This is a genomic window from Streptomyces sp. NBC_01716 (assembly GCF_036248275.1).
GTDB lineage: Bacteria > Actinomycetota > Actinomycetes > Streptomycetales > Streptomycetaceae > Streptomyces.
The window spans coordinates 7,442,683-7,455,480 of sequence record NZ_CP109181.1; the positions used below are offsets into that span (position 1 = coordinate 7,442,683).

Genomic DNA, 12,798 nt, shown 5'->3' on the forward strand with positions numbered 1-12,798 from the left:
CACTACCCATGTTGCTTACCCCGACGGAGACAGGCATGACCCCCGATGCGATCCTCGCCCTCTATCGATGGGTAGTTGCGGACTGCTTCAGGTGTGGACGCGCCGGCGTGCACGCTGCGCGCCTCGACGCCATCAGCACCCCATCCGGCCATACCTACGAACTCCACGCATGCGGGCACTGCGTCCTGGAGCTGGAAGAGGAGCGTCAGATCCACGCGGAACGCCGCGGTGAGGTGTACCGGGCCGGGACTCTCGGGGCGTAGACGCCCGCCGCCAGCCGCCTCAACTCGACGAGAGGGGCGGCCTTCTGCTGTAGACGACCTGGTGGGCGGCGGATTTCTGGGGGAGTGGGTGGGGAGTTGCGGGTCAGGGGAGTGGCTGGGGGGAGCCAGTTAGCACTCCATAGACCCCACACCGGATACGCAAAGGAACAGAGAAGAACGCAGGTAGAGGAGTCGGGGAACGTCGACCAGGCGATCCGACAGGTGATATCTACAAGCGGCGCGAGTGGGAGAACATCTGGCTCCGCACGAAGCGGTACAACGCCGCGGGCACCGTCGTCTCGGGCACGGGCGGGGTCTGTTACCTCTACTGGCCCGTGGAGCCCACCGCGGCCCAGCGCAAGGCCCTGGCGGCCGTGGGCGTGCGCTGAGCCGCCGGACAGGGCGTCGACGCCGGTCCCGGCCCATGTCAGCGGGTCTGCAATACTGCGGATCTCCTGTGACGGCCGAGACTGGGAAGCGCGGACTTGAACAACAGGCAACAGCGTGGCGAGAGCGAGCGGGCCCAGATCCGCCGCTCCGAACTCATCGCCACCGGCCGTAAGTTGTTCGCCGACACGTCGTACGACGCCCTGTCCATGGACGACATCGCGCAGCACGCGGGGGTCGCCAAGGGCCTGATCTACTACTACTTCAAGAACAAGCGCGGCTATTACCTCGCCATCATCGAGGACTCGGTGATGGAACTCGTCTCGCTCGCTTCGGGCGGCGGCGACCTGCCCAACACCCAGCGCGTGCAGCGCACCGTCGAGGCCTATCTCCGGTTCGCCGAGTTCAACGAGGCCGCGTACCGCACGATCATCACCGGCGGCGTGGGCTTCGACACCCAGGTGCAGGCGATCCGCGACGCCGTGCGTACGGGACTGGTCTCCACTGTCGCCGAGGGCGCGTACGGCCGCCGGGACATCCCGCCGATCGCCAGACTCGCCCTGCTGGGCTGGCTCAGCAGCGTCGAGTGGCTGACCCTCGAATGGCTTGAGCACCGCGAGGAACTGCCCAGGGAGATACCGCGCGATCTGCTGGTGCGGATGCTGCGGCACACGCTCGACACGATCGAGGAGTTCGCGCCGGACTGCCCGGCGCCCCCGGCGGACCCGGACTTCCACCCGTACACCGGTCTGTGAGACGCCCGTGAACGGCGAAGGCGCCGGACGAGCCCGTGTCGGGCCCGTCCGGCGCCTAGGGCGTGGAGGACACGCCTTTAGTTGATCGCCTTGATCAGCTCACCGTCGGTCGTGTCGCCGCTGAGCTCCCAGAAGAAGGTGCCTCCCAGGCCCTGCTCGTTCTTGTAGTCCATCTTGGTGCCGATGGTGGCGGGGGTGTCGTAGCTCCACCAGTTGTTGCCGCAGTGCGCGTACGCCGTGCCGCCCACCGTGCCGTTGGCCGGGCAGGTGTTCTTCAGGACCTTGTAGTCCTCGATGCCCGCCTCGTACGTGCCGGGAGCCGCGCCTGTCGCGCTGCCGCCAGGCTCGGCCTGGGTGACCCCGGTCCAGCCGCGCCCGTAGAAGCCGATGCCGAGCAGCAGCTTCTCCGCGGGAACGCCCTTGGCCTTCAGCTTGGTGATCGCCGCGTCGGAGTTGAAGCCCTCCTGCGGGATGCCGTCGTACGACGTGAGCGGCGAGTGCGGAGCCGTGGGGCCCTGCGCCGCGAACGCGCCGAAGAAGTCGTACGTCATCGGCAGGTACCAGTCGAGGTACTGGGCCGCCGCGCCGTAGTCGGTGGCGTCGATCTTGCCACCGTCGGACGCGTCTGCGGTGATGGCCGCGGTGACGAGGCTGTCGCCGCCGAACTCCGTACGGAGCGCGGAGACCATGTTGGTGAAGGCGTCCGGCCCGCTGGTGTCACAGGTCAGACCACAGGCGTTCGGGTACTCCCAGTCGATGTCGATGCCGTCGAAGACATCGGCCCAGCGGGGGTCCTCGACCAGGTCGTGGCAGGACTTGGCGAACGCGGCAGGGTTTTTCGCCGCCTCACCGAACCCGCCCGACCAGGACCAGCCGCCGAACGACCAGACCACCTTGAGGCCGGGGTGCTTCTCCTTGAGCTTGCGCAGCTGGTTGAAGTTGCCGCGCAGCGGCTGGTCCCAGGCGTCGGCGACACCGTCGACGCTCTGGTCGGCGGTGTAGGCCTTCTCGTAGTCGGCGAAGGAGTCACCGATGGTGCACTTGCCGCCCTGGACGTTGCCGAACGCGTAGTTGATATGCGTCAGCTTGTCGGCGGACCCGGAGGTCTCGATGTTCTTGACGTGGTAATTCCGGTCGTAGACACCCCAGTTGGCGAAGTATCCGATGACCTTCTCACCGGCGGCTGTGGGGGACGCCGGGGCCTTCTCCTGGTCCGCCGCCGCGGTACCGGCGCCGGCGAGCAGGGATACGCCGAGAACAGCCGTACAGGCTGCGGCGATGAGCGCCCGGAAGCGGGCGCGGGGACGGTGCGGTCTGAGCATGAGGTCTCCTCGTGGGGAGGGAGATCGAGTTCCATGCCGTCGACTTGGCATGGACTCGAAGTGTGTTCCCCCGGACGGTAGAAGGACTAGACCACTGGGTCAATGGTGCGGACCAACTTCCCGGTGAGCGCGACGGAGGTCGGAAGCCGGGCAAACGGAACCGAAACGGAATCCGGACAGGGACTGATCACCCGTGACTGCACCCCGCCGATCGGGCATACTCAACGCGCCACAGCCGCTGGTCAGCCGCTCCCGTAACCCGGGAAGGCAGCATCGGCTGGGCAGTATTCCGGCCCGGTGACACCCCGGGTCCCGACCGGTGACCGCCGCCCACACCCAGTGCGCGGCCGCCGTACCGTCCCGACAGGGGAGGAGAGCGCCGCCATGCCCGACCGCGCCCCGCGCACGGTGGAACGTCAGTTGCCCACCGAGGAGTCCAAGGACCTGCTCGCGCTCGTACGCGACATCGTCGAGCGGGAGATCGTCCCCACGACGGCCGAAGAGGAGGAGGCGGGCCACTTCCCCCGGGAGACCTTCACCCTGCTCTCCGAATCGGGACTGCTCGGCCTGCCCTACGACTCCGAACACGGCGGCGGGGACCAGCCGTACGAGGTCTACCTCCAGGTCCTTGAAGAGCTCGCCGCGGCCCGTCTCACCGTCGGACTCGGCGTCAGCGTCCACTCCCTGGCCTGCCACGCCCTCGCCTCGTACGGCACCCCCGACCAGCAGTCCAAGCACCTTCCCGCCATGCTGGGCGGCGGTCTGCTGGGCGCGTACTGCCTCTCCGAGCCCTCCTCGGGCTCCGACGCCGCCTCGCTGCGCACGAAGGCCGTCAAGGACGGCGACGACTGGGTGATCACCGGCACCAAGGCCTGGATCACCCACGGCGGCATCGCCGACTTCTACACCGTGCTCGCGCGCACGGGCGGCGAGGGCGCCGGCGGTATCTCCGCCTTCCTGGTGCCCGGCGACGCCGACGGACTGGCCGCCGCCGTACCCGAGAAGAAGATGGGCATGAAGGGCTCGCCCACCGCCCAACTCCACTTCGACGGCGTCCGGATCGGCGACGAGAGACGGATCGGCGACGAGGGGCAGGGATTCGCCATCGCCCTCTCCGCGCTCGACTCCGGCCGGCTGGGGATCGCCGCCTGTGCCGTGGGCGTCGCCCAGGCGGCCCTGGACGAGGCGGTGGAATACGCCACCGGGCGGCGGCAGTTCGGCCGCCCCATCGCCGACTTCCAGGGGCTGCGCTTCATGCTCGCCGACATGGCCACCCGGATCGAAGCGGGGCGGGCGCTGTATCTCGCGGCGGCGCGGCTGAGGGACGCGGGTCTGCCGTTCTCCCGGCAGGCGGCGATGGCGAAGCTGTTCTGCACGGACGCGGCGATGCGGGTGACCACGGACGCCGTTCAGGTGCTCGGCGGCTACGGCTACACCGCCGATTTCCCCGCCGAGCGTTATATGCGCGAGGCGAAGGTGCTCCAGATCGTTGAGGGCACCAACCAGATCCAGCGCATGGTGATCGCCCGTCATCTCGCGGGGCCGGAGACCCGCTGAGGTCCGTCCGTCCGCAGTGGTGAGTCCGTACTGGTCCGTCCGTCAGTGGTCGTCAACTGGCGGACGGGACAGGGAAGTTCGATGTGCTGAAGCGTCAGGCGGCCTGGCGGCGCAGGTGCGCCACCTTGACCGGGCGTGAACCCGGACCGCCCGCGTGGGAGAACGGCTGCGTGCGCCAGTCCAGCCCCTGAGGGAGCGTCAGCAGAAGTGCGGTGTCCTGCTCCTGGGCGTCGAGCGACTCGTCGGCGGGCGGGGCGTCCATGGCCGAACGGCCCGTACCCGCGCAGACGGTGAGCACGAACGGGTTCCACGGGCTGGGGCACAGCGCGTGCTCCGGCAGGCTGTCCTCGTCGGCCAGCAGGGCGATCGGCTGGGAGCAGTCCGGGCACACGACCCGGAACATCTCGAAGGTGTCGTAGAAGTCGAGGTCATCGGCCTCGACGGGCTCCGGTTCGATACGTCCGGCGCGCTTCAGGCTCTGCATTCAGGCACTCCCCCTCGGGTGGGCCGACAGCCACGTGCGGCCTCGACCACAGCAAGCAATTCCCGTCGCGTGCCGCAGGTAACCGTAAGGTCTCGACGGACCCCGTGACATACCTGTGGTGTTCGTCACATGCCCGGCGCAGGTGACGATCCGGTACACCGCCGACTGTGCCGGAAGTGACCATGGGCAATAGGTTGATCCGCATGGAGGAGTTGGATCGTCAGATCGTGGAGCTGCTCGTCAAGGACGGGCGGATGAGCTACACCGACCTGGGCAAGGCCACCGGTCTGTCCACATCGGCGGTGCATCAGCGCGTCCGCAGGCTGGAGCAGCGCGGAGTGGTACGCGGCTATGCCGCCGTGGTGGACCCGGAAGCCGTGGGCCTGCCCATGACCGCGTTCATCTCGGTCAAACCCTTCGACCCCAGCGCGCCGGACGACATCGCGGAGCGGCTGGCCCCGATCCCCGAGATCGAGGCGTGCCACAGCGTGGCCGGGGAGGAGAACTACATCCTCAAGGTGCGGGTGGCGACGCCGCTGGCGCTGGAGCACCTGCTGACCCGCATCCGCACCCTGGCGGGCGTCTCCACCCGCACGACGGTGGTCCTGTCCACCCCGTACGAAGCCCGGCCGCCGCATTTTTAGGGCTCGGTTCGCCTCCGGGGCGCTTTGAGCCGGTGTCGACGGCGGCGCGCCCTTCGGCTCACTCGCCGTGCGGTGCGTACCCCTGGCTGCCCTTCTCGTGCCGTCAGGCGGGAGACTGGGGCGCATGAACGATCGCGCCGCCACCCAGAGCGAACCCCGCACCGTGCTGCTGCGCGGTGGAGAAGTCCACAGCCCCGCCGACCCCTTCGCCACCGCGATGGTCGTCGAACGCGGCCGGGTCGCCTGGGTGGGCTCCGAAGGCGCCGCCGACTCCTTCGCCTCGGGTGTCGACGAGACCGTAGACCTCGAAGGCGCCCTCGTCACCCCGGCGTTCACCGACGCGCACGTCCACACCACCGCGACCGGCCTCGCCCTCACCGGACTCGACCTGACCGGCGCCGGAACGCTCGCCGACGCCCTCGCGCTCGTACGCGCCCACCGCACCGCGCACCCCGGGGACCGGGTGCTCATCGGGCACGGCTGGGACGCCTCGCGGTGGCCCGAGCGCCGTCCGCCCACCCGGCGGGAACTCGACGAGGCGGCGGACGGCAGACCGCTCTACCTGACGCGCGTCGACGTCCATTCGGCCGTGGTGACCACCGCCCTGCTCGACCTGGTCCCCGGCGTCACCGAACTGGCCGGATTCCACCGTGACGCCCCGCTGACCGGCGACGCGCACCACGCCGTACGCGCCGCCGCGCGCGCCGCTGTGACGCCCGCGCAGCGCACCGCGGCCCAGCGCGCCGCACGCGCCCACGCGGCCTCCCTCGGCATCGGCACGCTCCACGAGTGCGCCGGCCCCGACATCTCCGGCGAGGACGACTTCACCGGGCTGCTCCGGCTTGCCGAGGACGAGGTGGGCCCACGCGTCCACGGCTACTGGGCCGAGCCGGTCGGCGACGCCAAGGGCGCTGCGCGGATCCGTGAACTCGGAGCCGTCGGCGCTGCGGGCGATCTCTTCGTGGACGGCTCGCTCGGTTCGCACACCGCCTGGCTGCACGAGCCGTACGCGGACGCCCCCCACACCGGCGCCGCGCACCTCGACGCCGCCGCCATCGCCGCGCACGTCACGGCCTGCACCGAAGCCGGTCTCCAGGCCGGCTTCCACGCCATCGGTGACGCCGCGATCGGAGCGGTCGTGGCCGGGACCCGCGCCGCCGCCGAGACCCTCGGCCTCTCCCGGATCCGGGCCGCCCGCCACCGGGTCGAGCACGCCGAGATGCTCACCCCCGAGACCGTCGCCGCCTTCGCCGAACTCGGCCTCACCGCCTCCGTCCAGCCCGCCTTCGACGCGGCGTGGGGCGGCCAGGAGGGCATGTACGCCGACCGGCTCGGTGAGACCCGCGCCGCAACCCTCAACCCGTACGCCGCCCTTCTGCGCGCCGGTGTCGCGCTCGCTTTCGGCTCCGACAGCCCGGTGACCGCGCTCGACCCGTGGGGCACCATCCGGGCCGCCGCCTTCCACCGCACACCCGCCCACCGCATCTCCGTACGCGCCGCCTTCACCGCCCATACGCGCGGCGGCGGGCGCGCCGCGGGCCGGGACGACACGGGTCTGCTCGTGCCCGGCGCGCCCGCCGACTACGCGGTCTGGCGCACCGCGGAGCTGATCGTCCAGGCGCCCGACGACCGGGTCTCCCGCTGGTCCACCGACCCGCGCTCGGGGACGCCCGGCCTGCCCGATCTCACGCCGGGCGCGGCCCTGCCGGTCTGTCTGCGGACGGTGGTGGGCGGGCGAACGGTGTTCTTGCGACCGAACGAGTGATGTCCCCGCGTTTCCGTACCGCCGACCGATGCCCGCCGGTCACCGGCGCGACCAGCGCGTCTTCCCCGCTGACCTGCTGAAACAGATAAATGCCGCAGGTCAAAGGAGTGTTGACAGCGGGCACTGACCGGCCGGTAGGTTCGGCCGGGTCCACCAAAGGACGTCCGACCGGCAACTCCCGCGCAGTCGTCGAACGCCGCTGGACCATGGGGTGGTGTGCCGCACCGGCGCACCGCCACTGGGAGCCAGGTTCAGCGCCCGCGACTCGGGGGCGAGGGAAAGTTTCTGCCGGTCGGCGGGTGCGACCCGGGTAGGGCCCCGGCGTTCAGTAGACAACGGCTCTCGGTCGACTCGCAGCCGGCGGGTCCCAGGTCGGCCCGAAGGACGCCGGGACCCGATCCGCAGGCCCCGGATCGCCCCGCCCGGTGCCAGGTCCTCCGGTACACCCCGCCACCGCGTGGACAGCGACCCCTCGCGTGCTCGCTAAGGTGGTACTTCTGCGTACGGCGATTAAGGGGCAGTTGTGAACGACGGTGGTCAGAGGCAGTACGGCCCGCTCGGCGCAGCCTTGGTGATCATCCCGACCTTCAACGAGGCGGAGAACATCAAACGGACCGTCACCCGCCTGCGCGCGGCGGTCCCGGAGGCCGACATCCTCGTGGCCGACGACAACAGCCCCGACGGCACCGGAAAGATCGCCGACGAACTCGCCGCCGACGACAGCAAGGTCCATGTCCTGCACCGCAAGGGCAAGGAAGGACTGGGCGCGGCCTATCTGGCCGGCTTCCACTGGGGCATGGAGCACGGCTACGGCGTCCTGGTCGAGATGGACGCCGACGGCTCCCACCAGCCCGAGGAACTGCCCCGGCTGCTGACCGCGCTCAAGGGCGCCGACCTCGTGCTCGGCTCGCGCTGGGTGCCCGGCGGCCGGGTGGTGAACTGGCCGAGGACACGGGAGATGATCTCGCGCGGCGGCAGCACGTACTCACGGGCGCTGCTAGGCCTGCCGCTGCGTGACATCACCGGCGGCTTCCGCGCCTTCCGTACGGAGACGCTCGACCGGCTCGGCCTGGACGAGGTCGCCTCGCAGGGGTACTGCTTCCAGGTCGACCTCGCGCGCCGTGCCGTCGAGTCCGGCTGCCATGTCGTGGAGGTTCCGATCACCTTCGTCGACCGCGAGCTGGGCGACTCCAAGATGAGCCGGGACATCCTCGTGGAGGCGCTCTGGCGGGTCACCGCGTGGGGCGTCGGGACCCGGGCCAACCGCATGCTGGGCCGCCGGGGCGTGACTGACAAATAGCGCCGTCAGCCCCTCGTACGACAACGCGCGCCGCCGCCAGGCACACTGGAAGCATGACGACCGGCGCACCGCCTCCCGCAGTTCCGAAGCGCTCTCGCGCGCGCACCTTTGTCCCTCTGGGCATCGCCGTCTGGCTGGTGCTCGAAATCTGGCTGCTGACCGTCGTGGCCGGTGCGACGAACGGGCTGACCGTACTGGCGCTGCTGGTCGGCGCGGGTCTCCTCGGCGCGGTCGTCGTGAAGCGGGCGGGCCGCCGGGCCTTCCGCAATCTCACCGAGACCCTTCAACAGGCGCAGCGGCAGCAGCAGAACGCCCCCGAGAGCACCGACGAGAGCTCGAAACCCACCTCCGGCAACGGCTTCCTGATGCTGGGCGGCCTGCTGATCATGCTGCCGGGGCTGGTCTCCGACGCCGTCGGCCTCGTGCTGCTCATTCCGCCGGTGCGTACGCTGCTCAGCCGGCGGGTCGAGCGGTCGCTTGAGCGCCGGATGCGCGCCGCTGGCCCCGGCGGCTTCGGCGATGCCTTCCAGCAGGCTCAGCAGGCCAGGATGAGCCGCCCGGACGGCAAGGTCGTCCAGGGCGAGGTCATCAGGCACGACGAGCCGGAGCAGCCGCGCGATCCCGGCCAGGACGGACCCCGCCCGCCCCTGACGCCTTGAGGCCCTGAAACCCCGGGGCGCCGGGGGCGCAGGACGGACAGGCAAGAGCCGTGGGCCGCGAAACTGTGTGTTTCGCGGCCCACGGCTCTGTGTCTGTGCTGTTGTGGCGGTCCCGACAGGGTCAGGCCGACTTTCGGCTGTCCCTCGGATGCACCGCGATGTTCATGGCGCCGGAGCGCAGGACCGCCAGCCGTTCGGCCAGGACCTCCTCCAACTCCTCGCGTGTGCGCCGCTCCATGAGCATGTCCCAGTGCGTACGCGCAGGCTTGCCCTTCTTCTCCTCGGGACCATCCCCGTCCACCAGGAGTGCCTGGGCGCCACACGCCTTGCACTCCCACTCCGGCGGAATTTCCGCCTCTACCGAGAACGGCATCTCAAATCGATGGCCGTTCTGGCATGCGTACTCCACCGCCTGGCGCGGGGCCAGATCGATGCCGCGGTCCGTCTCGTAGCTGGTAACCACAAGTCGCGTGCCGCGGAGAGCTCGCTCACTCATGAATCGTGCCTCCCGGGCTTGTCGCCCACAGGACAGGTGTCGCTGTCGTCGTCTTCCGGTCAACGTCCGGTCGGCGGTAAAGATTCCCGTAGCGGGTCATGCGTCGCCGTCGTGCCGCCCTTGTTCTACCCACCAGTGCCCGGTTTGTCACATCTGGCGGTGGATGTCATCCCACGTTTTCGCTTCTGTGACATGTGGTGACGGTCCGGCTGGCAGGCCAACGGCGTACACTACCGCGCTTTCACTTCAACGTCTAAATTCGCTCCGGCACCGGGTTTCCCGCCTCGGCCACTGCCCTGCGCACCGGCACCCTCGCGAGCAGCGCGAAGCCGATCACGAAGAAGACCACCAGGGAGACAATCGCGTCCCGGTAGCTGCCGGTGACCTGATAGGCGAGGCCGAACACCAGGGGCCCCAGCCAGCTGAGCCCGCGGTCGCTCATCTCGTACGCGGCGAAGTACTCGGCCTCCTTGCCGCGCGGCACCAGATGCGAGAAGAGCGAGCGCGACAGCGCCTGACTCCCGCCGAGCACCATGCCGATCGCGGCGGCGAGGGCGAAGAACCAGACCGGAGCCTCCGCGGGCAGGAAGTACCCGGCCGCCAGGATCACCGTCCAGACGGCGAGCGAGGCGAGGATCGTCCGTTTGGCCCCGTGGATCCGTGCCAGGCGGCCCATCCCGAGGGCGCCCACGACCGCCAGGACCTGGACCAGCAGCACGGCCGTGATCAGCGTCGTCTGGTCGAGCCCCAGCTCCTCGGAGCCGTAGATCGACGCCTGGGAGATCACCGTCTGCACGCCGTCGTTGTAGATCAGATAGGCCAGCAGGAAGGAGAGCGTGAGGGGGTGGCGGCGCATGTCGCGCAACGTGGCCATCAGCTGGCGCCAGCCGGTGCCGAGCGCCCCTTCGCCCGCGCGGGCGCCGTCCTTCGTCACCCGCCGGTCGCGGAGCCGGCTCAGGGGTACGAGAGTGAAGGCGCCCCACCAGACACCGGCGGACGCCAGACAGATCCGTACGGCTGTCGACTCCGAGACGCCGAAGGACTCGTGGCCCGTGTAGAGGACCAGGTTCAGTACGAGGACGAAGGCGCCCGAGGTGTAGCCGAAGGCCCAGCCGCGCGAGGACACGGCGTCGCGCTCCTCGGGCGTGGCTATCTGGGGCAGATAGGCGTTGTAGAGCGCCATGGACACCGACAGCGAGGCGTTCGCCACGATCAGCAGGACAACGCCCAGCAGATAGCGGTCGCCGTCCAGGAAGAACATGCCGGCGGTGGCCCCGGCTCCTACATAGGCCGCGACGGCGAGCAGAGGCTTCTTGCGGCCTGTCCGGTCCGCCGCCGCACCGGCGAGCGGCATCAGCAGCACAGCCAGCACGATCGAGACGGACACCGAGTACGCGAAGACCGAACCCGCCCGTACCGGGATGCCCAGCGGATGCACGAAACCGTCGGCGTCGGCGGCGGCCTTCGCGACGGATGTCAGATACGGCCCGAGGAAGACGGTGACGACGCTCGTCGAGTAGACGGAGCACGCGAAGTCGTAGAAGTACCAGCCGCGCTGCTCGCGTATTCGGCCGGTCTCGTCGTCGGTCAGGTCCGCGGTCACCCCGCGCGCCCCCTCATTCGTCCCCGTGGGGAACATCCGAAACCGTCAGTGCCAGACCCCGCGCTCGGTGAACACCGTGCGCAGGGTCTCCAGTTGATCGGTCATGATGCCATCCACGCCGAGGTCCAGGAGCGCGTGCATGTGATCCGCCTCGTTGACCGTCCAGACATGCACCTGCAGCCCCCGGGAGTGCGCCATCCGTACGAAGCGTCTGTCGACCACCGGTATGCCGCTCTGGTGCCGCGGGACCTGCGCGCAGACGGCGCCCTCGCGGACCGGCGCGGGCACCCCGTACGAGCGCAGCCGCAGGCCGAGCACCCCGCGCACGCCGTACGACGTGGCCAGCCGGGGACCCGCCAGCCGGTGCGCCCGCGCGACGCGGGCCTCCGAGAAGGAGCCCACGCACACCCGGTCCCAGCTGTCCGTGCGCCCGATGAGATTGATCAGCGGGTGGAGCGCGGGCTCCGCCTTCATGTCGACATTCCAGCGGGCGTCGGGGAACTCCTCCAGAAGCTCCTCGAAGAGCGGGAGCGGTTCGCCGCCGACCCTGGCCCGCCGCACCTCGCTCCACGGCAGCTCGGAGATCCGGCCGCGCAGATCGGTGACCCGGTCGAGCGTCGAGTCGTGGAACGCGACGAGCCGGCCGTCGGCCGTGGTGTGCACGTCGGTCTCGAAGTAGCGGTAACCGAGCGCGGCGGCGCGCCGGAACGCGGCCGCCGTGTTCTCGATCCCGTCGGCCGCGCCGCCTCGGTGGGCGAACGGGATCGGCGACGGATGGTCCAGATAGGGATGGCGTACGGGAGTCACGGCCGCAGTATGGCCTGCCCGGGGGAACCCCCGGCGACGGCCGTGCCGCCGTCCGCCGTCGGCGGGACGACGAAGACGCGCAGGAAGAACTGCGCGAGCGGCCCGATCGCCAGCGCGTAGGCGATCGTGCCGACCCCGACGGAGCCGCCGAGTACGAAGCCGGTGACGACGACGGCCACCTCTATGCCCGTCCGGACGAGCCGCACCGACCGGCCGGTGAGGCGGTGCAGCCCCGTCATCAGGCCGTCGCGGGGGCCGGGGCCGAAACTGGCGGCGATGTAGAGGCCCGTGGCCACGCCGTTGAGAACGATGCCGGCGATCAGCAGCGGGATCTGTACGGCGAGGCCGCGGCCGTCGGGTACGAGGGCCAGGGCGCCGTCCATCGCGATGCCGACCACGAAGACGTTGGAGACCGTGCCGAGCCCGGGGCGCTGGCGGATCGGGATCCACAGCAGCAGGACGACCGCGCCGACGACGATCGAGACGACGCCCATGGTCAGCCCGGTGCGTTCGGACAGGCCCTGGTGCAGCACACCCCACGGCTCAAGCCCGAGACCGCCCCTGACCAGCAGGGCCGCGCTCACGCCGTACAGGGCAAGACCCGTGTAGAGCTGGAGGAGCCGGCGCGGGAGCCGCTTTCCACGGAGAGCGGGTGTGGTGGGCAAGATGCTGTCCTCCGGAGGTGGAACGAGTGGACCGGGCTGTGCCACTCTGTGGCTGGGTGGTGAGAGTCAACCATGGCCAATTCGGGGAAGG

At 70.1% G+C, this 12,798-nt stretch carries 13 protein-coding genes and 1 pseudogene; 8 read left to right on the plus strand and 6 right to left on the minus strand.

The window, feature by feature from the left end:
* Positions 1-107: 107 nt before the first annotated feature.
* The 3 genes and pseudogenes from OIE74_RS33250 to OIE74_RS33260 all read left to right on the plus strand — a co-directional run bounded on the left by OIE74_RS33250 (position 108) and on the right by OIE74_RS33260 (position 1,405).
* A complete protein-coding gene (locus tag OIE74_RS33250; protein WP_329390332.1) occupies positions 108-263 on the plus strand; it encodes a hypothetical protein in 156 nt (51 codons plus the stop codon).
* 227 nt (positions 264-490) lie between these two features.
* A pseudogene (locus tag OIE74_RS33255) lies at positions 491-652 on the plus strand (peptidase C39 family protein); the annotation flags it as partial.
* Between the two features lie 96 nt (positions 653-748).
* Complete coding sequence (locus OIE74_RS33260) at positions 749-1,405, plus strand: TetR/AcrR family transcriptional regulator (RefSeq protein WP_329390334.1); 657 nt, start codon at positions 749-751, stop codon at positions 1,403-1,405.
* Between the two features lie 77 nt (positions 1,406-1,482).
* Here the strand turns inward: OIE74_RS33260 and OIE74_RS33265 are convergent, their stop codons facing one another.
* The gene (locus OIE74_RS33265; RefSeq protein WP_329390336.1) at positions 1,483-2,727 is read right to left on the minus strand and encodes a glycoside hydrolase family 18 protein; all 1,245 of its coding nucleotides are present in this window, start codon (positions 2,725-2,727) and stop codon (positions 1,483-1,485) included.
* Positions 2,728-3,111: 384 nt separating this feature from the next.
* Here OIE74_RS33265 and OIE74_RS33270 point away from each other — a divergent pair, with 384 nt between their 5' ends.
* Positions 3,112-4,284 carry an acyl-CoA dehydrogenase family protein gene (locus OIE74_RS33270; protein WP_329390338.1) on the plus strand — a complete coding sequence of 391 codons (1,173 nt, stop codon included), beginning with the start codon at positions 3,112-3,114 and terminating at the stop codon, positions 4,282-4,284.
* Between the two features lie 94 nt (positions 4,285-4,378).
* Here the strand turns inward: OIE74_RS33270 and OIE74_RS33275 are convergent, their stop codons facing one another.
* A complete protein-coding gene (locus OIE74_RS33275) occupies positions 4,379-4,768 on the minus strand; it encodes a hypothetical protein (protein WP_329390340.1) in 390 nt (129 codons plus the stop codon).
* A gap of 203 nt (positions 4,769-4,971) precedes the next feature.
* Between OIE74_RS33275 and OIE74_RS33280 the strand changes: the two genes are divergently transcribed.
* From OIE74_RS33280 to fxsA, 4 genes are all read left to right on the plus strand, one after another.
* Positions 4,972-5,412: an Lrp/AsnC family transcriptional regulator gene (locus OIE74_RS33280; protein ID WP_329390342.1), complete on the plus strand. Its 441-nt coding sequence runs from the start codon at positions 4,972-4,974 to the stop codon at positions 5,410-5,412.
* 124 nt (positions 5,413-5,536) lie between these two features.
* Positions 5,537-7,177: an amidohydrolase gene (locus tag OIE74_RS33285; RefSeq protein WP_329390344.1), complete on the plus strand. Its 1,641-nt coding sequence runs from the start codon at positions 5,537-5,539 to the stop codon at positions 7,175-7,177.
* Between the two features lie 523 nt (positions 7,178-7,700).
* On the plus strand, positions 7,701-8,477 hold the full coding sequence (locus OIE74_RS33290) for a polyprenol monophosphomannose synthase (protein ID WP_329390346.1): 777 nt from the start codon (positions 7,701-7,703) through the stop codon (positions 8,475-8,477).
* A 53-nt stretch (positions 8,478-8,530) separates the two neighbouring features.
* Positions 8,531-9,136 (plus strand): FxsA family membrane protein, encoded by a 606-nt coding sequence (gene fxsA, locus OIE74_RS33295; RefSeq protein ID WP_329390348.1) that lies wholly within the window; start codon positions 8,531-8,533, stop codon positions 9,134-9,136.
* Positions 9,137-9,257: 121 nt separating this feature from the next.
* Here the strand turns inward: fxsA and OIE74_RS33300 are convergent, their stop codons facing one another.
* From OIE74_RS33300 to yczE, 4 genes are all read right to left on the minus strand, one after another.
* On the minus strand, positions 9,258-9,632 hold the full coding sequence (locus OIE74_RS33300; RefSeq protein WP_003959706.1) for an RNA polymerase-binding protein RbpA: 375 nt from the start codon (positions 9,630-9,632) through the stop codon (positions 9,258-9,260).
* Positions 9,633-9,885: 253 nt separating this feature from the next.
* A complete protein-coding gene (locus OIE74_RS33305) occupies positions 9,886-11,271 on the minus strand; it encodes an MFS transporter (protein ID WP_443076305.1) in 1,386 nt (461 codons plus the stop codon).
* A 9-nt stretch (positions 11,272-11,280) separates the two neighbouring features.
* Positions 11,281-12,042, minus strand: a complete 762-nt coding sequence (locus OIE74_RS33310; protein ID WP_329390353.1) for a glycerophosphodiester phosphodiesterase family protein — start codon at positions 12,040-12,042, stop codon at positions 11,281-11,283.
* A complete protein-coding gene (gene yczE, locus OIE74_RS33315) occupies positions 12,039-12,707 on the minus strand; it encodes a membrane protein YczE (RefSeq protein ID WP_329390354.1) in 669 nt (222 codons plus the stop codon). Before yczE ends, OIE74_RS33310 begins: the two co-directional genes overlap by 4 nt.
* Between the last annotated feature and the right edge of the window lie 91 nt (positions 12,708-12,798).